Origin of the sequence: Methylobacterium sp. J-001, from assembly GCF_022829565.1 — a bacterium.
Lineage (GTDB): Bacteria > Pseudomonadota > Alphaproteobacteria > Rhizobiales > Beijerinckiaceae > Methylobacterium.
This window is the reverse complement of record NZ_JAKSYN010000151.1, coordinates 1-22449: the sequence shown is the minus strand read 5'-3', so window position 1 is coordinate 22449 and position 22449 is coordinate 1. Positions and strand designations below refer to the sequence as shown.

The window sequence follows — 22449 nt, the reverse complement described above, 5'->3', positions numbered from 1 at the left end:
GGGCGGCGGGGCGCTGCGCCTGCTCTGGTGGCAGGCGCCGACCCTGATCAACCCGCATTTCGCCATCGGCACCAAGGACCAGGAGGCTTCCCGGATCTTCTACGAGCCGCTGGCCGCCTGGGACCCGGACGGCAACCTCGTGCCGGTGCTCGCCGCCGAGATCCCGTCCAAGGACAATGGCGGGCTGGCCGCGGACGGCCGATCGGTGGTCTGGAAAATCAAGCCGGGCGTCACCTGGCACGACGGCAAGCCGCTCACCGCCGACGATCTCGTCTTCACGTGGGCCTACGCCCGAGACCCCGCCACCGCGGCGGTCACGGTCGGCTCCTACAAGGATTGCACCGTCGAGAAGATCGACGACCTCAGCATCCGGGTCCTGTTCGACAAGCCGACGCCGTACTGGAGCGATGCCTTCGTGGGCACCGTCGGCATGGTGATCCCCAAACACCTGTTTTCCGCCTATACCGGCGCCAAGTCCCGGGAGGCGCCCCAGAACCTGGCCCCCGTGGGCACCGGCCCGTACCGGTTCCTCGAATTCCGGCCCGGCGACATCGTCCGGGGCGAGCGCAACCCGAGCTACCACCTGCCCAACCGGCCGTATTTCGACACGATCGAGATGAAGGGCGGCGGCGACGCGGTCTCGGCGGCGCGCGCGGTGCTCCAGACCGGCGAGTACGATTACGCCTGGAACCTTCAAGTCGAGGACGAGGTGCTCAAGCGCCTGGAGACCGGCGGCAAGGGCCGGGTCGACGTCGTCTACGGGGGCAATCTCGAGTTTCTGCTGCTCAACACCACTGACCCGAACGTCGAGGTCGACGGCGAGCGCTCCTCGCTGAAGACCAAGCATCCCGCCTTCTCCGATCCGAAGGTCTGCCAGGCGATGAACCTCTTGGTCGACCGTAAGTCGATCGAGACGTACATCTACGGCCGCACCGGCAAACCCACCGCCAACACAGTCAACGGCCCGGAGCGCTTCGTTTCCAAGAATACGAGCTTCGCCTTCGATCCGGCCAAGGCCAACGCGCTCCTCGACGAGGCCGGCTGGGCGAAGGGCTTGGACGGCGTGCGGGTCAAGGACGGCAAGCGCCTGAAGCTGCTGTTCCAGACCTCGATCAACGCTCCGCGCCAGAAGACCCAGGCGATCATCAAGCAGGCGGCAGCCAAGGCCGGCATCGAGATCGAGCTAAAATCAGTCACCGGCTCGGTGTTCTTCTCTTCCGACCCGGCCAACCCCGACACATACCCGCATTTCTACGCAGACATGGAGATGTACACGAACAACATGACCCAGGCCGATCCCTCGATCTGGCTCCTTCAGTACGTCTCGTGGGAGGTCGCCACCAAGGAGAACAAGTGGCAGGGACGCAACGTCGTGCGCTGGCGCAACGATACCTACGATGCGGCCTACAACGCCGCTCAGCGGGAGCTCGACCCGGTCAAGCGGGCGGCGCTTCTGATCAGGTGCAACGACCTCGCGGTCTCGGAGAACGTGCTGCCACTGATCCACCGAGCGAAGGTATCGGCGGTGGGCGCACGACTCACTGCCTTGCAAAGCGGTTGGGACAACGACCTGTCGTTCCTGCCCGATTGGTACAGGGAGGTCTGAGCGGGAGGCGAGCGCCATGGGCACCTACATCGCGCGACGGCTTCTGATCGCGCTTCACAGCACAATCCGTCGTCGCTCCACGTTTCCCAAGGCTTGGACCGGTGCTTGTCATGAGCGGCTGGCGATGAGTGCAGCATGAGTGTCGGGAGCGATCCGGCGTGAGCCGCCTCGTAGCCTTCGGCATCATGGCGCTGATCTGGGGAGTGACGTGGTTGCCGACGAAGATCGCCACGCAGGCCGTCCCGCCGATCTTCCTCGCCACGGCGCGCTTCCTCCTTTCCGGCGTCCTGTTCCTCGTCATCGTAAGCGTACGGCGCTTGCCACTGCGCATACATGGGTTCGGCCGGATCGTCGGCGCCTCGCTCCTCATCACGACTGGCTGCTATAGCTTCGTGTTCTGGGGTGTCGCTCATGCTCCCAGCGGCCTATCGGCGATCGTCAATCTGTCGCTGATGCCGATATTCCTCGCGTTCATCGGTTTCCTCTACGACCAAGAGCGCCTCAGCGCGCGTCGAGTCGGCGCGATCGGACTCGGTATCAGCGGGCTCGTGCTCCTGTTCTCCGGCCGGGCTGAAGCCGCGCAAGATGGCGTTACGGTGGTGCTCGCTCTCGCTTCGGTGGCATTCGGCACGGTCTGCTACGCCTGGGGCTCCGTGATCAGCCGGCCCTTGACGCAGTCGATGCCGCCGCTGGTTCTCGCTTTCTGGGAGACGATCATCGGCGCGATCGGGCTCGTTCCTGTGTCGTTGCTTATAGAGGGCTACGACTCAGGCCGCTTCGCCGCCCTGTTGGATGGACGGGTGCTATTCTGCCTCGGCGTGATGGTCATCGGCGGCTCGCTAACCGGCTTCTCTATCTTTCTCTGGCTTGTGCGGGACTGGGGCGCCTTCCGCGCCGGCCTGTATGCCTTCGTCAGCCCGGTGATCGCAGCTGCGATCGGCGTCATCTACGCGCACGAGCCCTTCGGATGGGCGGAGGCATCGGGTATGGGGATCATGCTCGCAGCGACCGCGTTGGCGCTCACCGATTGGCCACGTGTGCAGGTCGACCGAGACACCTCTTAAGCCGTTCGTGGTCAAGGCGCAGTCTGATTACTCCGAAGTTCGATCGCGCCGCCATCACGGCTTGTGCAGCAAGAACGCATTTGACTGCAGTGAGTCGGGAGCGGTCTACCGGGTCTTGCCGTAAGCAGAATCACAGTTCTAGATGTTTGATCCCAGGGTTTGATGGTGCACTCTTCACGTTGGAGTGGAGGGACGCGCTATGGGCTAGGTTCTTCACGGCAGCGCCACAACGACGGAGGCGATCCGTCGAGCAATCCAGCATAGTCAAGCGAGTCTAAGGGTGCTCTCGTAGCGCTACGGGATCAACCCGAAGACAGTTGCCAAGTGGGAGAAGCGGACTTCGGTCGCCGACCAGCGCACGGGGCCGAAGGATCCCCGCTCGACGGTGCTGTCATTGAAGGACGAGGCGGTCATCGTCGCCTTTCGCCGACATACGCTCCTATCGCTCGACGACTGCCTCTACGCCCTCCAGGCCACGATCCCGCACCTGACCCGTTCGTCGCTGCATCGCTGCCTGCAGCGCTACGGCATCAGCCGACTGCCGGAGGTCGACGGCGACAAGCCCAAGCGGTCGCGCTTCAAGGCCTATCCGCTCGGCTATTTCCACATCGATTTGGCTGAGGTCCACACGGCGGAAGGGCGGCTCTACCTACTCGTCGCCATCGACCGCACGACCAAGTTCACCTTCGTCGAGCTGCACGAGAAGGCGACCCGGTGGGTTGCGGGTGACTTCCTCCGCCATCTCATCGAGGCGGTGCCCTACAAGGTGTACACGGTGCTCACCGACAATGGCACCCACTTCACGACACCCGGCAACGTTGCCACGGCCGCCTCCATCATCAAGGAGGCGATCGCAGCCGGCGACACCTTCCGAGCCCACAACTTCGAGTCCGCCTGTGCCCGCAACGATATCGACCATCGCCTGACCAAGCCGCGGCACCCCTGGACGAATGGGCAAGTCGAGCGAATGAACCGCATGATCAAGGACGCGACGGTCAAGCGCTGCAACTACGACAGCCACGAGCAGTTCCGCGCTCACCTGGCCGACTTCGTCAGCGCCTACAACTTCGCACGCCGCCTGAAGACCCTCTGGGGTCTCACGCCCTACGAGACCATCTGCAAAGCATGGTCCGCAGAGCCCGGTCGCTTCAGGTCAAACCCGCTCCACCAAAAGCCGGGACCAAACATCTAGACTAGAGGCGCCGGAAAAACGGACGAGCCCCTTCCGACCTAACAGGTCTCTGGCGACCTCACCGCAGCGTCAGGGCGCGGGGCAGGTCCGAGAGTGGTTCGGCCCCATGCTCGGTGACAATGACGGTCTCGGATGCGCCGACGGTCCAGGCGCCATAGCTGCGCAAGGTCGCTGGCAGGTGAAAGACCATGCCTGGCTCGATCGGCCGGTCGACGCCGGTGAAGAGGCTGAGCAGACCACCCTCGCCCCAGTCAGGCGCGAAGGCGATACCCATCGAGTAGCCGATGCGCTTGCGGAAGGCTGGGCCGTAGCCCGCCGCGTCGATGATGGCTTGGGCGGCCTCGTGAGGGACGGAGCAGGGCCGGCCCGGTCGTATTGCGTCGAGGGCCGCGTCGAGGGCTCGCAGCGCGCAATCCATCATCCGCCGCGCCTCGGACGGCGGCTCGCCGATCCAGACGCTGCGCATCATTGCCGCATGATAGCGGGCATGGCTGCCTGCAAGTTCAAGGAACACCGCGTCGCCCGCTTCCAACCGGCGCCGGCGCCACGTCATGTGTGGCAGCCCGCTGCGGGGGCCGGACGAGATCAGGGGCTCCATCGCCATCGCCTCGGACCCGGCCGTCGTGGCGGCAGCAAGCATGGCGGCAGCGACCGCATTCTCGTCGTTGCCCACTGTGCAGGCGGCGATGCCGGCCGCGAGCCCGGCCTGCGCGTAACGGGCGGCGGCCCGGATCGCCTTCAGCTCGACCGCTGATTTCACTGTCCGCAGCGGGCCAAGGAGGCCCGACCCGTCCGGAACCGGGTCGATGCCGAGCGCCATGCCGATCCGCGCCGCCAGGGCGGGCGAGACGAACCAGCCGTCCCGCTCCAGCGCCAGCCGGGCGAAGCCTCGGCGACGCACGAGAGCGGCCAGGGCGTCGGCCGGGTCGGTCCCGTCCGGATAGGCCTGGATGTCGTCGAGCCAGGTATTGGCCGCCGCCCCCGACAATTCGAGCTGGCGCACCAGCAAGGCCGGCTCTCCCTCCACCGGCAGCACGAGGGCCTGAAAGGCGAAGTAGCCCGCCGTCTGGCGGCCGGTCAGCCAGTAGATCGCCTCCGGACCGGTCACCACCAAGGCATCGTGGCCGGCGGCGGCGATTGCAGCCCGTGCCGCCATCTGCCGCGCGGCGAACTCCGCCTCCGGGAAGGCTGCCTCACAGCCGCGTAGGTTCGCAAATTTATCCATCGCGCCGCCACACCTCAGAATTCGCTCAGGCGGCGAATGATGCCCAGCTTGAAGTTTTCGAGATGAGCCGCGATGGCATCGGCCGCCGCCGCCGCGTCCCCGGCTCGCAGGGCGGCGACCACCGCCAAGTGCTCGCGATGCACTGCCTCGAACCGTTCGGGCATCCGGCTCAGGTTGAACATCTGCGTCTTGAGCCGCAGATCCTTAATCGTCTTGGCCAGGATCGCATTGTGACTGTGATCGGCGAACAGTTCGTGGAAACGGCGGTCGACCTCCCAGTTGCCAGGGGCATCCGGATCCCCCGCCGCCAGCAGCGCCTCGATCTGGCTCTGCAAATCCTCCAGCACGGCGTCGGCGATCCGGCCCGCGGCGAGCACGACGCTCTCCCGTTCCAGCAGGCGGCGGACGTGCAGGATCTCGATCAGCTCGCGCAGGGAGAACTCCTTCACGACGAGCATCCCGCCGGGCTGCCGCTCGATCAGGCCCTCGGTCTCCAGCCGCGACATCGCCTCGCGGGTCGGCGTGCGCGAGATGTCGAGCATCTCGGCGAGGCGACGCTCGTGCAGCACGGTCCCGGCCGGAAGGTCGCGCCGCACCAACATGTCGAGCAGCTTGTCATAGGCCATCTGACCCAGGCTCTGTTCGCGCCGGGCGTTGAGCGCCGTCGTGTACGACGATGCGTCAAGGGTCTTCATCGGTTCCTCCCGGAGCGGCCGGCCGGGCCGCCCCCGTCTTCTTGTCGGTATGCCGTGTCGCCGCGGCCTTTCACATGGCGTTCGTGCGGATCGGCTCCTTCGGCGCCGGGTCATAGCCGATCAGCGGGGTGACGAGCTTGGCATAGGTGCCGTCGGCGACTATCTCGGCCAGAGCTTTGTTGACGGCCGCATGCAGGTTCGGCTTCCCCTTCTTGATGGCAAATCCCTTCTGGATGGTGCTGAGCGGGGTCTCGATCATCACCAACGGCAGCTTGCGGGCCTTGATCGCGTAGTTGCCGGCCACCGCGTCGTTGATCACCGCGTCGATGTTGCCACCGACGAGGTCCTGCATGGCGTCCGCAGCGGTCTTGTAGCTCTTCAAGGTGGCGCCGTGGTCTTCGGCGAGCTTTCCGAACGTCGAGGCCGAGAGGGCGCCCACATTCCGGCCCTTTAGATCGTCCGGACCCTTGATGCCCGTATCCTTGCGGGTGACGATCCGCGCCCCGGATTCGAGCCACCCGTCCGCGAAGGCGACCTGCTTCTGCCGGGCGGGCGTGATGTCCATTGACTCGCTGGTGATGTCGTACTGATCGGCCATCAGGCCGATCAGGAGGGCATCGAACTTGACGTTGACGGGGCTGTATTCGAGCCCGAGCCTGCGGCAGACCTCGCGCATCACCCGGACCTCCAGCCCGTCGAGCTCGCCGCTCGGCGTACGCATGCTGAAGGGCGCGAAGGTGCTGTCGGTCGCCACGATCAGCTTGCCGGGCTCGATCAGTTCCAGCTTGCCCTCGGCCGCGCGGACCGCGGGAGCAGCCAGCAGGCTGGTGTAGAGGGCAGCGAGTGCGAGGAGGTGTCGGCGGTTCATGGCAATCTCCGATGTTGGGACGGGGCGAGAGGTGTGAGCCGCGGCCCGACCCGCGGCAGGCGCTGCTCAGGACAGACGGGCGTAGCGCCGCTCGAAGTAGGCGGAGAGCTGCGACAGGATCGACGTGAGGCCGAGGTAGATCAGCGCCGCCGCGATGTAGAAATCGAACGGGCGAAACGTGGTGGCGATCATAAGCTGGGCGTAGAGGGTCAGCTCGACCACCGTGATCGTCGAGAGCAACGACGTGTTCTTGACCGACGAGATCGCCTCGTTGGTGAGCGAAGGCAGGATCATGCGGAAGACCTGCGGCATTACGATCCGCGCCATCATGATCCGCGGGTTCATGCCCAAGGCCAAGGCCGATTCCATCTGACCCCGGGGGATCGCCGCGAGGCCGGCACGGATGGTCTCGGCTACGTAGGCGCCGCTGCTGACGCCCAGCGCGATGATCCCGGCGGTGATCGGCGACAGCTTCACGCCGATCTGCGGCATGCCGAAATAGACGATGAACACCTGGACAAGGGTCGGCGTACCCCGAATAAACCAGACGTAGAAGCTCGCCAGGGCCCGGAAGGGAGCGAAGGACGAGCGCTTGCCCAGCGCCCCGAGCAGGCCGCAGACCCAGCTCACGAGAATACTCGCCACCGTGACGCCGAGAACGACGATGGTCGCCGAGAGAAAGCCGGGGCCGTAGGTGACGACCTCTTCCGAGAGGCTGAGCCCCCAGTCCTGAATTGCCGTCACGCTCATCACCGTCCGAACTCCCCGCGGGATATGCGGCTGCTCACGCCGAGTGCTCGAGGCCGGTCGGCTCGTGCAGCACACGCCGGAGAAAGTGGCGCAACCGCTCGCTCCGAGGGGCACCGATGACTTCCTTCGGCGGGCCGTCCTCGGCGATCACGCCACCGTCGAAGAACAGAGTGCGGGTGCCGACGTCCCGGGCGAAGGCCATCTCGTGGGTGACGAGCAGCATCGTCATCCCATCCGCCGCGAGGGAGGCCATCAGCGCCAGCACCTCGCCCACCAGCTCAGGATCGAGGGCCGAGGTCACCTCGTCGAACAGCATCACCTTGGGTGCCATCGCCAGCGCGCGCACGATCGCCACGCGCTGCTGCTGCCCACCCGAGAGCTTCGACGGGTAGGCTTGCCTCTTCTCGTAGAGGCCGATGCGCTGGAGCAGCGCCTCAGCTTCCTCCACCGCCTGCCGGCGCGGCATTCGTCGCACTCGGATCGGCGCCTCGACGACGTTCTCCAGCACGGTCATGTGCGGCCAGAGATTGTAGCTCTGGAAGACCATGCCGATCCGCGCCCGCAATTCGCAGAGCTGCTGCGGGGTCGGCTGACGACGGGCGCCCAGCTCGTAGTCAAAGGCGAATCGCTCGAAATCCATGAAGCCAGAGGTCGGCGTCTCCATGAGGTTCAGGCACCGCAGGAACGTGCTCTTGCCCGAGCCGCTTGCGCCGATGATCGACACCACTTCGCCCTCGTGGATATCGAGGGAGATACCCTTCAGGACCTCGTTGGCGCCGTAGCTCTTGTGCAGCTTCCTGACTTTCAAAAGTGGTGTCTTGGCGACTTCGGTCTCCGTCATCGTTCACCCTAAATCGCTATCATGGCTTCAACTTTGATTTAAATACTGTACTATTACTTGAGCGTATAGACATATTGGCTCCAACGTTCAAGAATATTACCGTGATCTGCTGATCTGTATTGGATTTTTATGTTGCTAATTTCGGGGCGATGCGATACTCTCTTCGGTATACCACCGGCATTCAAGCGGTATTTATGAGCAGGGTTGCCTCGTACGTGTCCAGTGAGCCTTCCTTCCCCCGTTCCCCCTCCGCGGAACCGTCGGGCGTCTGCCTCATCGTTCAGCCGATCCACGCAGCCGGGCTGGCCCGTCTCCGGGCGGCGGGGCTTGAGCACCGGATCGCCACCGACCTCGCCCCCGCGACTCTCGCCCGCGAGGCGGCCGACTGTGTCGCGGTGATCACGCGCAACGGCGGCTTCCCCGCAGAGGCGGTGCTGGCCGCGCCCCGGCTGAGGGTGATCGGGGTTCATGGCACCGGGACTGACCCGGTGGCCGTCCTCGAGGCGACGAGGGTAGGAATTCCGGTCGTCAACACGCCGGGGGCCAATGCCCAGTCCGTCGCCGAGCACGCGATCGGCCTGATCTTCGCCCTGGCGAAGGCGATCCCGCAGGCCGACCGGGCCATGAGGGAAGGCGACCACGATTTCCGCTACGGGGCGCGCCTCGTGGAACTCGCCGGGCTGACGCTCGGTCTCGTGGGGTTCGGTGCCATCGGGCAAGCGACCGGCCGACTGGCGGCGGCCCTCGGCATGGAAGTGCTCGCCTACGGCCCGACACGGCCCGCCTCCCATTTCGAGGCCATAGGAGCCGAGCGCGCCACCTCCCTGCCGGACCTCCTCGCCCGGGCCGACGTGGTCTCCCTGCACTTGCCGCTCACGCCCCTGACCCGTGGGCTGATCGGTTCGGGGGAGCTGACCCGCATGAAGGCTGGCGCTTTTTTGATCAACACCGCCCGTGGCGCCCTAGTGGACGAGGGTGCCCTGGCCAAGGCTCTCGCTGCTGGGACCATTGCTGGCGCGGGGCTCGACGTGGTGTCGGGGGACGCGCTCGCGCACGACCATCCGCTCCATGGGGAGCGGCGGGCGATCCTTACCCCCCATGTCGCGGCATCCACCGAGGCGGCCCTGATCCGTGCAGCCGAGCGGGTCGCCGGGCAGGTGGTCGACGTGCTCGCCGGCCGCCGCCCACCGAACCTCGTCAACGCGGAGGTCTGGAACCGGCGGCGGCAGGGTGAACCGTCCGCGGAGTTTCCGGCATGAACGGGTTAGAGGCTGCAACGGGCGCAGATTTGATCGCCATCGACCCGGACTTCTGCGCCGGACTGTTCGCGCAGCTCCTGTCCTTCAGTCGCGACGAGCCCGGGGTCACGCGGGTTGCCTACGGCGAGGGGGAGGAGCAGGCCCACGCCCTTATGCGAGCGACCGGGCTCGCACTGGGTCTGAAGCCCGAATGCGATGCCGCCGGCAATCTCTTCCTAACAATGGTGGGACGCGACCCGGCACTGTCACCCTGGATGGTCGGCTCGCATGTGGATACGGTACCGCACGGTGGTAACTTCGATGGTGCGGCGGGGGTGATTGGTGGCCTCGCAGCCCTTGAAGCCCTGCGCCGGGCGGGCCTCGTGCCGGCGCGCCCGGTGACGGTGGCGGTGTTCCGGGCCGAAGAAAGCGTGTGGTTCCCCGCCTCCTATGTAGGCAGCCGCGCGGCCTTCGGCTTATTGCCGCCCGACGTGCTCGACCTGCCCCGCGCCGATTCCGGCCGGAGCCTGCGCGACTACATGGCTGAGCTCGGCCTGCGGCCGGAGGCTGTGGCGCGGGGCGAGCGGCTGCTCGACCCGACGCGGATCCACGGTTTTGTGGAACTGCATATCGAGCAGGGTCCGGCGCTGGAGGCGACTGGGGTCCCGGTAGGCTTCGTCACGGCGATCAGCGGCAGCTTCCGCTACCGCAAGGCCGCCTGCTTCGGTTGCTACGGACATTCCGGCGCGGTCGCGCGGTCCGAGCGTAGCGACGCCGTCTTCGCCCTCGCCGACTTGATCACCGGTCTCGATGCCCTGTGGGGCACGCTGGAGGGTGAGGGGCTGCCCGCCACGATCACGCTGGGCGAGGTCGCCACCGACCCGGTCCAGCACGCCTTCGCCAAGATCCCCGGCGAGGTCCGCTTTTGCCTCGACGTGCGCAGCACCGAGCCAGCCGTTCTCGACCGGATCGAGGCGGCCTTGGCCAAATTGGTTGCCGCCATCGAGGCCGCCCGCAGTGTGCGCTTCGTCTTGGGCGAGCGCACGGGCAGCACGCCGGCCCGGATGAGCTCGGCGCTGATCGAGGCCCTGTCGGGCCATGCACGCCGGCTCGGGATGCCGTTCCGGACCATGCCGAGCGGGGCGGGACACGACACCGCGACCCTCGCCGGCCAGGGCGTGCCGAGCACGATGATCTTCATCCGCAACCAGAACGGCAGCCACAACCCGGACGAGGCGATGCGGATCGAGGATCTATGCGCGGCCGCCACGTTGGTGGCCCACCTCATCGCCGAAGCCTGATCCTGTAGAGAAAACCTGCGCCAAAGGATGCACCGATGATCGTCGATTTGAACTGCGACATGGGCGAGGGCTTCGGCATCTATCGCCTCGGCGACGACGCCGAGATGCTGACAGTGGCAACCTCGGCCAACATCGCCTGCGGTTTCCACGCCGGCGACCCGCTGGTCATGCACGAGACCCTGCGCGGCGCGTCCGCGAACGGTGTGCAAGCTGGCGCGCATCCAAGCTTCCTCGACCTCTGGGGATTCGGCCGGCGGCCGATCCACGGTGAGCGACCGGCCGACATCGAGAAAGCGGTTCTCTACCAAGTCGGTGCCCTCCTGGCGCTCGCCCAGGATGCCGGCTGCTCGGTGCGCCACGTGAAGACGCACGGGGCGATGGGCAACATGGCCAACGAGGATGCCGACCTCGCCCTGGCGGTGGCGCGGGCAATCCGCACTCTCGACCGCGACCTGATTTTCGTGGTGATGCCGGGCTTGGAGACCGAGAAGGCCGGCGAGAAGCTAGGCCTACCGATTGCGCGCGAGATCTACGCCGACCGCGCCTACGCGGATGACGGCACCCTAGTATCGCGTAAGCTCCCCGGCGCCGTGCTGCACGATCCCGATACCGTCACGGAGCGTGTGGCGCGGATGCTAGAGGATAGCGCGATCACCTGCTTGTCTGGCCGGCGCATCCCGACGCGGATCGACACCGTCTGCGTACACGGGGACACGCCCGGCGCCGTCGTTATGGGCCGCCGCTTGCGCGAGGATTGCGCGACCAAGGGGATCGCCGTGCGCCCGATGGCCGAGGTGCTCGGTGTCTGACCCCGGCTACCGGCTGCTCGATTGCGGTGACCGGGCCATGACGGTGGAACTGGGCAAGACGGTCGACCCCACCGTCAATGCGCAGGTCATCGCCCTGGACGCGGCGCTCCGCGGCGCAGGGCGCTCGGGCCTCCTAGAGACCGTGCCGACCTACCGCTCGCTTCTCGTCCTCTATGACCCGGACCTGCTCACTCGGGCCGACCTCGTCGCGCTGATTTCCGCGCACTGGCCGCCCCCGGATGGATCGGCGCAGGCGCTGCGCCGCTGGCGGGTGCCGGTCCATTACGGCGGCGAGCACGGTGCCGACCTCGCCGACCTCGCCGTCGGGGCCGGTCTCAGCCCTGAGGAAGTAATCGCCCTTCATTCCGGTCGCGATTACCGAGTCTACATGATCGGTTTTGCCCCCGGCTTCGCCTATCTCGGCGGCCTCGATCCCCGCATCCATGCGAGCCGACGCACCGATCCCCGACCCAAGACCCCCGCGGGCAGTGTATCCATCGGCGGGAACCAGACCGGCGTCTCGCCGCCCCTGGAGTTGCCGAGCGGCTGGCAACTCATCGGCCGCACGCCCGCACGCTCCTACGATCCGGCGCGGGCTGAGCCGTTCCTGTTCACGGCCGGAGATTTGATCCGGTTCGACCCCATCGGCCGCGCCGAGTTCGATGCTCTCAGCGAGGCCGCCCGTGCCGGCGAGACCGTCGCCACTCTGGAGCGAATCGATGGCTGAAGGCCTGCGCGTCGTCGCCCCTGGTATCACCTCGACCCTGCAGGATGCCGGTCGGCAGGGCTACCTGCGCTACGGCATCTCCGGGTCCGGGGCGATGGATCCCGATCTGCTGGCCCTGGCCAACGCCCTTGTCGGCAATCTGCTCGACACGGCGGTGATCGAGATGGCGATGGTTGGCCCTACCCTCGTCTGCGAGGTGGAATCCTGTCGCATCGCCCTCGCAGGGGCGCCCTTCGCGATGAGTCTGAATGGGCGCATACTTGACTCCTTCACCGCCCACGACCTACGGCGGGGGGATCGGCTCATCCTGGGCGCCCCACGGCAGGGCTTACGGGCCTGCCTCGCGGTCACCGGGGGCTTCGCCGTGGCGCCGATGCTCGCCAGCGTCTCGACGCATACCCGCACTCGCCTAGGCGGCCTGGATGGCAATCCTCTCGCCGCGGGCGACCTGCTACCTCTCGGCGCGCCCAAGTTCAGCGACCGACCGCTGACCCTGCCGCCGCTCCACCGGCCACGTTTAGGCGGTCCGATCCGGGTTGTTCTCGGGCCGCAGGCTGACAGCTTCACCGAAGAGGGTCTGCGAACCTTCCTCTCCGTGCCCTACACGCTCACCGCGCGGGCGGACCGGATGGGCTGCCACCTCGACGGGCCGCCGATCGCCCATGCAGACGGCTTCAACATAGTCTCAGACGGGATCGTGAACGGCTCGATCCAGGTGCCCGGACACGGACGCCCCCTCATCCTGCTCGCCGACCGCCACACCACCGGAGGGTATCCAAAGATCGCGACGGTGATCACGGCCGATCTCGGTCGCCTGGCGCAGGTGCGGCCGGGCGAAACGATTGTGTTCGAAGCCGTCACCGTCGAGGAGGCCCAGTCCCTCGCCCGCGGGGCGAGACGTACCCTGGCAGCGCGACGGGCGGCCCTCGTACCGGCCGGCGGCGCAGAGCTCGACAGCGCATTCCTGCTGTCCTGCAACCTCATCGGTGGCGTCATCTCGGCGGGCGCCCTCGAACCGGCCGCCTGAGGGCGCGACGGTCCCATCCATACACAACGAAAAGGCTTATCGATGCTGACGCCATTCCACCTTGCTTACCACGTCACCGACCTCGACGCGGCGCGCTGCTTCTACGGCGGTGTGCTCGGCTGCCGGGAGGGGCGCAGCACGGAAACCTGGGTGGATTTCGAATTCTTCGGCCATCAAATCTCGCTGCATCTGGGTGAGCCCTTCGCGACGACCCGAACCGGAAAGGTTGGCAACCACATGGTGATGATGCCCCATCTCGGCGTGGTGCTGCCGCTCGATACCTGGGAGGCACTGGCCGCCCGCATTGAGGCGGAGGGGGTTGCTTTTGACATCCCACCGGTAATCCGTTTCGCGGGGGAGCCCGGCGAGCAGCGCACGATGTTCTTCTTCGACCCAAGCGGAAACCCCATTGAAATCAAGGGTTTCAGGGATCTCAATAGCGTCTTCGAACACTGAATTGCATTTGCAGTTAGCTCTTACGCGCCTGAATACCGGCTCGTACATTTCGCTACGCAGTCGAGCCGACGGGGGGCGGAGCACTGAGGCGGATTGCCGTTGAATGTCCGCTTCGAGGAAAAGGAGGAAGGCGTTTAAATGACTGAAATGGGCGCAGAGCCGAACGACTGGTTTTGCGCTCATTGGCGATCCGGCATGACGTAGTCTGGCCGAAAGCAGCATGTCAGCTTCGGAGAAGGTCGCTTAGAAAAGCAGACAGGCTCTAACCGACCCAACCTGGCCTATGAGCCCGTTTTTTTAGCGCGCCCACAAGCGGACGCTAAGTCAGGTCGCCAAGTTCGACCGAGATTGGAGGTCGAACGAACCCGCTCCCGCGGGATGGGTGGCAGCTTCGAGGTCTGCGGATTGATGCCTGCCTCATGTGCTGATTGAGAGCCGCCCGACCTGGATGGGAGATCCTGGCTCCCCTCCATCGAGTCGAGCCATCCCATGACCATCGTTGCCGTTCCTAACGCTGCCGTCGGCTCGCTGCGTCAGACCCGATCAGAGGTCCCAGGGCGGCCGCGGCTGCCATGACGCGACAAGGAGTTCCACGAAGGCCGTGACCTTGGGCGGCAGAAGCCGACGGACCGGGTATACGACCGACAGCGGCTCGCCTTCAGACGCGTGGTCCGCGAGGATCGACACAAGCCTGCCGTCCCGCAGTTCGTCTGTGATGAGGAACGTGGCCAACTGCCCGATCCCGAGGCCGGCGACGACCAAGTCGCGCAGCCCCTCGGCGTTGTTGGAGGTCAGCGGGCCCCCGACCGCGACCGTCCGCTGGGCGCCGTGGTCGCGGAACCGCCATTCGACCGGGCGCCCGCCATGAGAGAACGTCAGGCAATCGTGATCCGGCAGGTCCTCGATGGTCACCGGCGTGCCCCGGCGGGCGAGGTAGTCCGGCGCGGCACAGGTCACGAGCGTGTGGGCCGCCACCTTCCTACTCACAAGGTTGCTGTCGACCATGCCACCGACGCGGACCGCGACGTCGATTCCTTCGTCGATGAGGTCGACGTAACGGTCGCTGAAGCTGACGTTCACGCTTACCGCCGGCCAAAGGCGCATGTACCGCTGGAGGACGGGCAGCACCTGAAGGCGCCCGAGCGAGACCGGCAGGTCGATCCTCAGGCGTCCACTCGGCGCGACGCCCCGTGCCGTCACCACCGCCTCGGCGGCTTCCAGGACTTCCAGGATCTCCGCGCAATGCCCGTGGAAGTTTGCGCCCTCGTCGGTCAGCGTCACGCTACGGGTCGTGCGGTGCAGCAGGCGCGCGCCGAGGCGTGCCTCCAGGCGCGTGATCCGCTTGCCAACCGTGGATCGCGAAAGGCCGAGCCGCTCGGCCGCCACCGTGAAGCTCCGCGCGTGCGCCGCATGCACGAACGCGACGATGTCCTCAATGCGCTCAGGCGACATGGCGGGGCTGCCGTGCGACGCGGTCCTGGTTTCGGCGTGGGGCTCGCCGGTCCGATGCTGCACCGGCGCCCCGGTCTGAGTCATCAGCGGTCGAGGAGCGTACCGGTGTGCAGCAGGTGGCGGACATCGGCGGCGACCTGGTTGTGGGCGCCGAGCCTCTCAATGAGCTGCGCCGGACGGCTGCCCCGCAGGCCGGCGAGCGTCAGTTCCTTGTCACGGACATACGTGTAGACGCCACTCACCGCAAACGGCGACGCATACGCGACATTGGCCGCCAGTCCCTCGCTGGCCTGCAGGAATGCGTCGGAGGCGTAGAACAGACTCCGGTCCAGGGGCGAGGCGAAGGCGAGGTCGAGGATCGCGATCAGGCGACGTTCGGCCGGTACCTCGTGCCCAACGTTGGGTGCCGGGGGAGCCGGGTTGGCGTTGTCGTAAGGCTCCGGCAGATGGAGGCGCACCCGCAGCACCGCCTCCTCGGCGGCAAGCGCGCGGGCGAGAAGACCGATGCGGTCGCCGAACGCCGCCGCATCGTCATGGGCGGCACCGAGATGCAGGTGAATGCGGTCGAGACCGTCGTCAGCGTTCGGGGAGGGTTCGGCGACCCGGTCGACCAGCGTCGTCGACCCCTTCGGCAGCGCGTAGGCGACGGTCGCCGCGAACATGTTCTGCTCGTCCGTGAACAGGATCGGGCATGCCTCGTTGAACGCCGCCTGGTCTTCCGGGGAGTGGAAGCCGATCTCGACGCCGCCATCCAGGTCGTAGTCCGGGAATGGTCGGATGCCGTCCAGGGCTGGCCAGAGGCGTGCGTCCTGCTCGCGGGAGAGGTGGTTCTGCACGTACCAGCCAAGCCCAGGAATGCGCGAGCACAGGGGACCGTGAACGTCCCGCCAGTAGGTGGCAAACAGCTCGTGCGGCACCTTCGAGTGACGGAGCACCGTGGTGTAGGAGTTGATCGCGATGAGCTTGTCGCGGTCGGCGTAATCGACGGTCGTCGTGAGTTTGGGCAAAATCGTATCCTTGGATGAGACGGAGCACGGGATCGCGGGAGCGGCTCAGGCGGCCCGGTAGGATGGGTAGTCGATGTACCCGGCGGCCCCCCCGCCGTAGAACGTCGCCTTGTCCGGGACCGCGAGCGGGAAACCTTCCCGCAGCCGTGCGACGAGGTCCGGATTGGCGATGAACGCCTGCCCGAAGGCAGCGAGGTCGATGGTCCCCTCGCTGATAAGCGCGTTCGCCCGGTCGAGGGTCATGCCCCCGGCGAGGATGATTGCACCGGTCGGGAACGCCTTGCGAAGCTTGTCCCAGAAGGGGGGCTGGGCCGGGATCGCATCCACCGCCATCTCGCCGGTGTCGAAGCCCGACTGGTCCATGACGTGGATGTAGGCGATGCCGCGCCGGTTGAGCTCCGCCGCCAGCGCGAGGTAGGTTGCTTCGGTCCCGTCGTAGGCAGGCATGTCGAACAACCGGCCATAAGGCGAGATTCGGATGCCGACCTTGGGGGCCCCGATGCGCGCCGCGATAGCGTCGACTACGTCGAGCGTGAAGGCGATGCGGCCCGCGACCGTCGCCCCAGTGTAGCGGTCGGTGCGGTCGTTCACGTGCGGGTTGAGAAACTGCTCGTGCAGGTAGCCGTTGGCGCCGTGGATCTCGACGCCGTCGAACCCGGCCGCGACGGCGTTCGAGGCGGCCGTCGCGAAGTCCTCTACCACCCGGCGGACCTCGTCCGTCGACAGGGCTCGCGGCGTGGACGTCTCCACGAAGGTCGGCTTGCCGGCGTCGTCGTACGCGTATGCCTTGGCACCCGCCGCCGTTTTTGCCGAGGCGCTGACAGGCTGGCCCTCGTCGTTCTGAAGGGACGTGTGCGAAACGCGTCCCACGTGCCAGAGCTGCGCGAACATGTGGCCGCCGGCGCCGTGCACCGAGCCTGTGACGGTCTTCCACCCGGCGACCTGCTCCGGCGAGAAGATCCCAGGGTTGAACAGGTAGCCGCGTCCTTCCCGACTGATGGTCGTGCCCTCCGAGACGATCAGCCCGGCGGTGGCTCGCTGCGTGTAGTAGAGCGCGGTCATCGTGTCGGCGGCGTCGTTCGCTGCCCTGGACCGGGTCAGCGGCGCCATCACGATCCGATTGGCGAGTTCCAGCCCCGCGAGGGAGTACGGGGTGAATAATGGGGACACGAGGTTCCTTTCGGACTGGGCTGCCGGTTCGTGCCTTCGGGCGGCACATCGTTCATCGAAGATAAGGGCAGCCGGCATCCCAGGAAGTCAGATCGGATCGGATCTCAAGGGACGCCACGTCCCCAATCGCTGCGTCACCGAGGAAGAGGGTGTCGGTAGGCCGCACTGGCCCAGCAAGTGCCCGTGATGCTGCTCCCCATCCTCCGCCATGCCTCCCGGTGATCGCAGGACGGTCAATCATTCCATCCTCGACCGAATCGAGCGCTCCTCTTGGATGGCTATCAGGGCGGAAGGCATACGGTCCCTAGCTACGGGCGCGGGAGACTGCGTCGGCCATTCGGGAATGGCGCTCGACCGATGACACCATTAGGATGACGAGAGCGACGACGGCAGCATCCTCGGCGAGACCCAACCGTAGAGCGGACGGACAGGTCTCGACCCAACCCGGCTGCCCAGATCGCCGTAAGCGCTTCCTATAAGCAGCCATTCATCGGCCGTCCGGCAACTTCGCCTCAGGGGTGGACAGAGGACGTGGTGGGTAGGGATAATTCGCGTAGGATCGCCCGGTGGGACCGATAATGCTGCAACTGCAACCTGTGCCGAAGGTAATCACCTTCGACTGCTATGGCACCCTAGTCCGGTGGCATGACGCTATCCAGTCTGCAGCCCACGCGATCTTGGCCGGACGCCTCGCGGAGTCTGATGCGCAAGACCAATCGGTCGCGTTGGCTGACCGATTGCGTAGCGCCGCCGTAGAGCGGCAGCAGCGCCCGCCCTACTGCGATTACAAGTCCGTCCTGCGGTCTGCCCTCGCCGTAGCCCTCGCCGAGGCCGGTCATACAGCGAAGCCTGAGGACGAGGAGATGCTGCTATCGACCCTCGGCCGGATCGAGCCGCACCCCGACGTTCCAAGCGCACTCGGTCGATTGCGCGAACGCTACCGGCTCGCAATCATCAGCAACACGGACGACGACCTGATCGCCAGCACCGTCGCGGCGATCGGGGTGCCGATCGACTTCGTCATCACCGCCGAGCAGGCCCGCGCCTACAAGCCCGACCACCAGCTCTTCCTGCACGCCTACGCGGCCTTGGGTGTGACGAAGGAGGAGACCGTGCACGTCGGAATGGGGCAGTTCACCGACATCAAGGTCTGCAACGAACTTGGCATCCGGTCCGTATGGATCAACCGGATCGGCGAACCGCCGAACCTGGACTGGCCGCCGCACGCCAAGCTGAACGATCTTGCGGGTTTGCCCGACATGCTGTCGGTCGCTCGAACGACTACCGAGGCAGTCTGTGGGTCGGCAAAAGGTCGCGAGCGGGTGCGGCGACGATGTCTGATGCCTTCGATTATCGCTCGTAAGCAGACCGTCGCAGATCCATCCATCCCAATCGCAGGCGACAGTCAGCCGAGTTGCCTGTGAGCGGACATTCCCAGGGGCAGCGAATGGTGACAATCAGACCTTAGCCGTTCGCCCCGAAGCAGACGTTCGGTTTCCAACCCATGGCACGCACGGCTGCGAGGCTTACACCCCAACCGAACTTCCCGGAGGGCCGAACCTTGCCTTATCGCATCAGTCGAACGCCTACGCACTTTACAACCATCAGTTGCACAGTATCGTGGCATGCACTGCCGGGCGACGATGATCGTGAGCGACCGCCCGGAGGATCAAGGCTGTGTTCCGCGTGGCGCTGAAGTCAAGCATCTTATCGTAGGGGGCATGACATGGTGGTAGTGCTCGACCCACGGACCGGTAAACTCGTCCAGATCCGTGTCCCGCCTCGACCGCCATCAAAGCCAACTAAGTAGTGAGCAAGGTGCGCCTTCATCGGGACGCGAGATTGCAGTCACTCAGTTGAACTGCGACCGCGATCCATACCCACGAGCCAACGCTTGACCGACCCTAAACAAGGCTGCTTTGACTTCCTTCAGGCCTGACATCACATCGTGCTGCTCCATCAGCGCATGCACGATGATGAGGTGATCCGCGATGGTGTCGAGCGGTGCCACGGCCTGTGTGGCCACGTGTGTCGGCGGCGGAACGAACCTCTCGATGCCGCCATACGCTGCAATCTCAGTCGTCTCGGTCGGAGCAAACTCGACCATGGATCCGAGATAGCCGAGGAACGAGCGCCCCGGCGGTCCAAATGAGGGAACGCCTCCAGCTGCAAGCCACCGCACCGACCCGTCCGCGCACCGAATGCGGAACCGGACACTGAACTCGGCTTGTGCCTGGGCAGCCTCTGCGAGGATGGCCCTAACAGCATCCTGGTCGCTTTCCAGGACTGACGTAGTCCAGCCGTCCCGGTAGGCGGCCTCACGTGTCTGCCCGGCGTAGGAGAACCATTCGAGGCAGATGTACGTGACTTCGCCCTGAGCGTCGGTCGTGAAGATCACCAGCACCTCCCGACTCTGTCCGGTTGGGTCAACATGCTGACACAACCTTTGAACGCACAAGTCGTTCACGTTACAACCGAGCGGGATGGTACCCCCTACGACCGCACACGGCCGACGATCTTTGGAGGGCGATATGCTCAACGAGAAAGACGCTCGTCATGAGAGTTTAAAGCGGATTGCAGATACGCTTCGCATCTCTGTAGATGACTTGTATGGCTTTGGCGAAGATTTTATAAAATTTGAGCAGACCTATCGAATGCTAAAATTATGGGAGCGTCTGACTAGTGACAGATTGCGTGAAGATGCGTTGGATGCTATCCAGCGCATTATTCGGCACAAACCATAGCACAATACTATTATGGATGGGAGTACTCGCTAGTTAGAGGTAGCGCTCGGTTCGCGGCTGCTGTCTGCTACTCGTTCGAGGTGTTCCTGAGGCACATGAGATCGGTGTTGATCATAGGAGGCGGCCAGCGTGCCGTCCCCCCTTCTCTCAATATGGTCACACGGCTCTATCTTACGAAGTGCTTGGAAGCGCAAATTACCAAAGCCTGCTTCAGGTCGTGAGTGGGCACAGAGGCGATGTCCGCTTCTGTCGATTGCTGCCCGAAAGCAGACCGGCAGAAAGCCACCCCAAGCCGTTGTTCCACCTTCGCTCCATGCCGTGGGACCTCAGGATCCCCACGAGGTCATGCCTCGCCCCAGATCGCGCGGACCCGCGCCACTGCCGGGCGCGCGGTCATCCGCTCGTAGTGTCCGGCAAGGTTGGGCGGGAGTGGGATGCCTTGCTGCGGCGCCCAGCGTGTCGCGTAGAACAGTGCGGTGTCGCCGATCGTGAACGCATCGCCCGCCACGTAGGCGCGCCCTGCCATCTGCTGATCGAGGATGATTAAAGCCGCGTCGATGATCGAGCGGCCCTGCTCCTTCACCGAGGCCTGCCCGAGTTTGAGCGTCTGGTGCAGCGCGTCCTGCGGCTCGTAGTTCTCCGTTTTGAACAGGCGCCCGAACCCCTGCAGGTGCAGTGTGCCGACAGCGTAGTCCATCACCTCGATGCCCCAGCGCTCAGCCTCGGGGTCAGCGGGGATCAGCCCTTTATCGGGGTTCGTGCGGGCCAGCCACGTGGCGATGGCGCCATATTCGGTCATCACTGTCCCGTCGTCGCGGACGAGGGTGGGAATCTTGCCCTTCGGGTTGATCGCCTTGAACAGTTCCTGCTCGGCCTCGCCGCCGGCCACATCCATCTTTACGCTCTCGTAGGGGGTGCCGATCTCCTCCAACAGAATGTGGATACCGATCGCGCAGGTATGGGGTCCCCAATAAAATTTCATCGTATCTCCAGTATATTGGATGATTGGGGGCGCGGTCTCGACGGGAGGCTGCCTGTCGCGGGCAATCCGCGTGTCCCGAAGCCGCGCGCGTCGCGCTCGGTCGGGAAAGCGGATGCGTCGCGAGGTGGTTCCCGCACCGACATGACTGTCTGGTACCCAACGTGTCGCCCAGCGGCGCCTGGTTCCGGGACGCTGACCTCACGCTCTGGCCGGTCAAAGTATGCGTGAAATCGTCGACCGCTCCAGGTCGCGCGAATATCTACTTCCCTGATCCGACGTTCCGAAAGCGGATCAGGAAAATCAACGGAAGCAGTTATTCGGCTTGCGACCCAACGCAGCCACCCCGACAGCCGTCAGCGCTTCTTCGAGCGGTCGTTCGTCAGCGCTCCAGCAAATTCGGTTCGGTATCGAGAGCAAACTACCCGTCGAACTCGATCATCGGCCGTGCGCGGGACCGTCCAGGCAGAGGAGGTGGAGACGATCCCATTTTGAGGTAGGCTTACGCCATGCCAAGCCTAACCTACCACCCGTTGCGCGAAGACGTTCTCGCCGGAGGTCGCCTGCACCATCTGAGCCTTCTTACGAGCCAGCGCACGGCCCTCGTCCTGATCGTCTATGGTGTCATCGTGTTCGGGGCCTTCATCTTGTTGGATGCGCCAGCCGATGTAGCGTTCGTGTTTGCGATCGGCGCAAGCCTGTTCCTGATCGGGATGCTGGCGCTGCGGCATCTCGTGGTCCCCTGGCTGATCGTGCGGCGGCAGTTCCAGGAGCAGCGGAGCCTCCACCAGCCCTACACCATCACATGGTCCGAGCGCGGCTACGCGGCTCGCAGCGAGACGATTTCCTCCGACCTGCCATGGGATCACTTCGTCCAATGGCGCGAGGATGTCCGCGTCATTCTCCTTTACCAATCGGCAGGGTCGTACCAGTTCGTGCCCAAACACATCCTGTCCACTGATACACAGGAGTTCATTCGCGCTCGGCTGCGGGCAGTTGGTGTTCGGCAGGCACGCCGGTTCTTCGCATGAATACGGCCGCGCTTGCCAGACACAGTAGCGACGCGTCTACCCCAACCAGCCGGTTTGTCTGCTTTGATGCACCCGCCGTCTGGAAGCGGAAGGTCCGAAAACCACCCCAAGCGGCCATTCGGCTTGCGACCCAACTCGGTCGTTCACGACCAACGCTACCGCTCCTATATGCAGACGCAGCAGAGGCCCGGAGGCCACATGCTCGGCAATATCGTGATCGACGACAGCGTCAATCCGGTCCCGGAGAGCTGAGATGATCGGTGGGAC

The 22449-nt window shown here is 65.3% G+C and carries 23 protein-coding genes; 13 read left to right on the top strand and 10 right to left on the bottom strand.

Features of this window, described 5'->3' with window-relative positions; all coding sequences use genetic code 11:
- The 4 genes from MKK65_RS19570 to MKK65_RS19560 form a co-directional block, all read left to right on the top strand.
- On the top strand, positions 1-1606 hold a 1606-nt coding region (locus MKK65_RS19570; protein ID WP_243959854.1), incomplete at its 5' end, for a peptide ABC transporter substrate-binding protein.
- 16 nt (positions 1607-1622) lie between these two features.
- Complete coding sequence (locus MKK65_RS31260; protein WP_279596858.1) at positions 1623-1745, top strand: hypothetical protein; 123 nt, start codon at positions 1623-1625, stop codon at positions 1743-1745.
- A gap of 19 nt (positions 1746-1764) precedes the next feature.
- Positions 1765-2670 carry a DMT family transporter gene (locus MKK65_RS19565; protein ID WP_243959853.1) on the top strand — a complete coding sequence of 302 codons (906 nt, stop codon included), beginning with the start codon at positions 1765-1767 and terminating at the stop codon, positions 2668-2670.
- A gap of 301 nt (positions 2671-2971) precedes the next feature.
- On the top strand, positions 2972-3862 hold the full coding sequence (locus MKK65_RS19560; protein WP_409565460.1) for an IS481 family transposase: 891 nt from the start codon (positions 2972-2974) through the stop codon (positions 3860-3862).
- A gap of 58 nt (positions 3863-3920) precedes the next feature.
- Here MKK65_RS19560 and MKK65_RS19555 read toward each other — a convergent pair whose 3' ends face one another.
- The 5 genes from MKK65_RS19555 to MKK65_RS19535 all read right to left on the bottom strand — a co-directional run bounded on the left by MKK65_RS19555 (position 3921) and on the right by MKK65_RS19535 (position 8241).
- Positions 3921-5087 carry a M24 family metallopeptidase gene (locus tag MKK65_RS19555; RefSeq protein ID WP_243959852.1) on the bottom strand — a complete coding sequence of 389 codons (1167 nt, stop codon included), beginning with the start codon at positions 5085-5087 and terminating at the stop codon, positions 3921-3923.
- Between the two features lie 14 nt (positions 5088-5101).
- Complete coding sequence (locus MKK65_RS19550) at positions 5102-5782, bottom strand: GntR family transcriptional regulator (protein ID WP_243959851.1); 681 nt, start codon at positions 5780-5782, stop codon at positions 5102-5104.
- Positions 5783-5852: 70 nt separating this feature from the next.
- Positions 5853-6650 (bottom strand): transporter substrate-binding domain-containing protein, encoded by a 798-nt coding sequence (locus MKK65_RS19545; protein WP_058192443.1) that lies wholly within the window; start codon positions 6648-6650, stop codon positions 5853-5855.
- A 66-nt stretch (positions 6651-6716) separates the two neighbouring features.
- Positions 6717-7400 (bottom strand): amino acid ABC transporter permease, encoded by a 684-nt coding sequence (locus MKK65_RS19540; protein WP_058192445.1) that lies wholly within the window; start codon positions 7398-7400, stop codon positions 6717-6719.
- Between the two features lie 34 nt (positions 7401-7434).
- Positions 7435-8241: an amino acid ABC transporter ATP-binding protein gene (locus MKK65_RS19535; protein WP_058192447.1), complete on the bottom strand. Its 807-nt coding sequence runs from the start codon at positions 8239-8241 to the stop codon at positions 7435-7437.
- 149 nt (positions 8242-8390) lie between these two features.
- Here MKK65_RS19535 and MKK65_RS19530 point away from each other — a divergent pair, with 149 nt between their 5' ends.
- From MKK65_RS19530 to MKK65_RS19505, 6 genes are read left to right on the top strand one after another with little or no spacing between them, the layout of a single operon-like run.
- Positions 8391-9500: a hydroxyacid dehydrogenase gene (locus tag MKK65_RS19530; RefSeq protein WP_243959850.1), complete on the top strand. Its 1110-nt coding sequence runs from the start codon at positions 8391-8393 to the stop codon at positions 9498-9500.
- A complete protein-coding gene (locus MKK65_RS19525; RefSeq protein WP_243959849.1) occupies positions 9497-10780 on the top strand; it encodes a Zn-dependent hydrolase in 1284 nt (427 codons plus the stop codon). The genes MKK65_RS19530 and MKK65_RS19525 overlap by 4 nt, the downstream gene beginning before the upstream one ends.
- A gap of 35 nt (positions 10781-10815) precedes the next feature.
- Positions 10816-11589: a LamB/YcsF family protein gene (locus MKK65_RS19520; protein WP_243959848.1), complete on the top strand. Its 774-nt coding sequence runs from the start codon at positions 10816-10818 to the stop codon at positions 11587-11589.
- Positions 11582-12316: a 5-oxoprolinase subunit PxpB gene (gene pxpB / locus MKK65_RS19515; RefSeq protein ID WP_243959847.1), complete on the top strand. Its 735-nt coding sequence runs from the start codon at positions 11582-11584 to the stop codon at positions 12314-12316. The genes MKK65_RS19520 and pxpB overlap by 8 nt, the downstream gene beginning before the upstream one ends.
- A complete protein-coding gene (locus MKK65_RS19510; RefSeq protein ID WP_058192455.1) occupies positions 12309-13343 on the top strand; it encodes a biotin-dependent carboxyltransferase family protein in 1035 nt (344 codons plus the stop codon). Before pxpB ends, MKK65_RS19510 begins: the two co-directional genes overlap by 8 nt.
- Before the next feature lie 42 nt (positions 13344-13385).
- Positions 13386-13799 carry a VOC family protein gene (locus tag MKK65_RS19505; RefSeq protein WP_243959846.1) on the top strand — a complete coding sequence of 138 codons (414 nt, stop codon included), beginning with the start codon at positions 13386-13388 and terminating at the stop codon, positions 13797-13799.
- A 543-nt stretch (positions 13800-14342) separates the two neighbouring features.
- Here the strand turns inward: MKK65_RS19505 and MKK65_RS19500 are convergent.
- Genes MKK65_RS19500 through MKK65_RS19490 form a run of 3 tightly spaced genes read right to left on the bottom strand, consistent with a single transcriptional unit; the run spans position 14343 to position 17428 of the window.
- Entirely contained in the window at positions 14343-15335 is a 993-nt protein-coding gene (locus MKK65_RS19500; RefSeq protein WP_243959845.1) for a LysR family transcriptional regulator, read from the bottom strand.
- Positions 15335-16258, bottom strand: coding sequence for a hypothetical protein (locus tag MKK65_RS19495; RefSeq protein WP_243959844.1), 924 nt, complete (start codon positions 16256-16258; stop codon positions 15335-15337). Before MKK65_RS19495 ends, MKK65_RS19500 begins: the two co-directional genes overlap by 1 nt.
- Before the next feature lie 45 nt (positions 16259-16303).
- Positions 16304-17428 (bottom strand): alkene reductase, encoded by a 1125-nt coding sequence (locus MKK65_RS19490; protein WP_243959843.1) that lies wholly within the window; start codon positions 17426-17428, stop codon positions 16304-16306.
- Positions 17429-18006: 578 nt separating this feature from the next.
- Here MKK65_RS19490 and MKK65_RS19485 point away from each other — a divergent pair.
- Complete coding sequence (locus MKK65_RS19485) at positions 18007-18852, top strand: haloacid dehalogenase type II (protein ID WP_243959842.1); 846 nt, start codon at positions 18007-18009, stop codon at positions 18850-18852.
- Between the two features lie 428 nt (positions 18853-19280).
- Here the strand turns inward: MKK65_RS19485 and MKK65_RS19480 are convergent, their stop codons facing one another.
- Positions 19281-19826: a PAS domain-containing protein gene (locus tag MKK65_RS19480; RefSeq protein ID WP_243959841.1), complete on the bottom strand. Its 546-nt coding sequence runs from the start codon at positions 19824-19826 to the stop codon at positions 19281-19283.
- Positions 19827-19959: 133 nt separating this feature from the next.
- On the opposite strand from MKK65_RS19480, the gene MKK65_RS19475 reads away from it, so the two are divergent.
- Positions 19960-20172: a hypothetical protein gene (locus tag MKK65_RS19475; protein WP_243959840.1), complete on the top strand. Its 213-nt coding sequence runs from the start codon at positions 19960-19962 to the stop codon at positions 20170-20172.
- A 343-nt stretch (positions 20173-20515) separates the two neighbouring features.
- On the opposite strand, the gene MKK65_RS19470 is transcribed toward MKK65_RS19475, so the two are convergent.
- Positions 20516-21154, bottom strand: a complete 639-nt coding sequence (locus MKK65_RS19470; protein WP_279596857.1) for a glutathione S-transferase family protein — start codon at positions 21152-21154, stop codon at positions 20516-20518.
- A gap of 506 nt (positions 21155-21660) precedes the next feature.
- Between MKK65_RS19470 and MKK65_RS19465 the strand changes: the two genes are divergently transcribed.
- Positions 21661-22182 carry a YcxB family protein gene (locus MKK65_RS19465; protein ID WP_243959838.1) on the top strand — a complete coding sequence of 174 codons (522 nt, stop codon included), beginning with the start codon at positions 21661-21663 and terminating at the stop codon, positions 22180-22182.
- Positions 22183-22449 lie beyond the last annotated feature (267 nt).

Coding starts and splice junctions, on each gene's coding strand:
- MKK65_RS31260 (WP_279596858.1), top strand. CDS start 1,623: ATGGGCACCTACATCGCGCGACGGCTTCTGATCGCGCTTCACAGCACA.
- MKK65_RS19555 (WP_243959852.1), bottom strand. CDS start 5,087: ATGGATAAATTTGCGAACCTACGCGGCTGTGAGGCAGCCTTCCCGGAG.
- MKK65_RS19550 (WP_243959851.1), bottom strand. CDS start 5,782: ATGAAGACCCTTGACGCATCGTCGTACACGACGGCGCTCAACGCCCGG.
- MKK65_RS19545 (WP_058192443.1), bottom strand. CDS start 6,650: ATGAACCGCCGACACCTCCTCGCACTCGCTGCCCTCTACACCAGCCTG.
- MKK65_RS19540 (WP_058192445.1), bottom strand. CDS start 7,400: ATGAGCGTGACGGCAATTCAGGACTGGGGGCTCAGCCTCTCGGAAGAG.
- MKK65_RS19535 (WP_058192447.1), bottom strand. CDS start 8,241: ATGACGGAGACCGAAGTCGCCAAGACACCACTTTTGAAAGTCAGGAAG.
- MKK65_RS19530 (WP_243959850.1), top strand. CDS start 8,391: ATGCGATACTCTCTTCGGTATACCACCGGCATTCAAGCGGTATTTATG.
- MKK65_RS19525 (WP_243959849.1), top strand. CDS start 9,497: ATGAACGGGTTAGAGGCTGCAACGGGCGCAGATTTGATCGCCATCGAC.
- MKK65_RS19520 (WP_243959848.1), top strand. CDS start 10,816: ATGATCGTCGATTTGAACTGCGACATGGGCGAGGGCTTCGGCATCTAT.
- MKK65_RS19510 (WP_058192455.1), top strand. CDS start 12,309: ATGGCTGAAGGCCTGCGCGTCGTCGCCCCTGGTATCACCTCGACCCTG.
- MKK65_RS19505 (WP_243959846.1), top strand. CDS start 13,386: ATGCTGACGCCATTCCACCTTGCTTACCACGTCACCGACCTCGACGCG.
- MKK65_RS19500 (WP_243959845.1), bottom strand. CDS start 15,335: ATGACTCAGACCGGGGCGCCGGTGCAGCATCGGACCGGCGAGCCCCAC.
- MKK65_RS19485 (WP_243959842.1), top strand. CDS start 18,007: ATGCTGCAACTGCAACCTGTGCCGAAGGTAATCACCTTCGACTGCTAT.
- MKK65_RS19475 (WP_243959840.1), top strand. CDS start 19,960: ATGCTCAACGAGAAAGACGCTCGTCATGAGAGTTTAAAGCGGATTGCA.
- MKK65_RS19470 (WP_279596857.1), bottom strand. CDS start 21,154: ATGAAATTTTATTGGGGACCCCATACCTGCGCGATCGGTATCCACATT.
- MKK65_RS19465 (WP_243959838.1), top strand. CDS start 21,661: ATGCCAAGCCTAACCTACCACCCGTTGCGCGAAGACGTTCTCGCCGGA.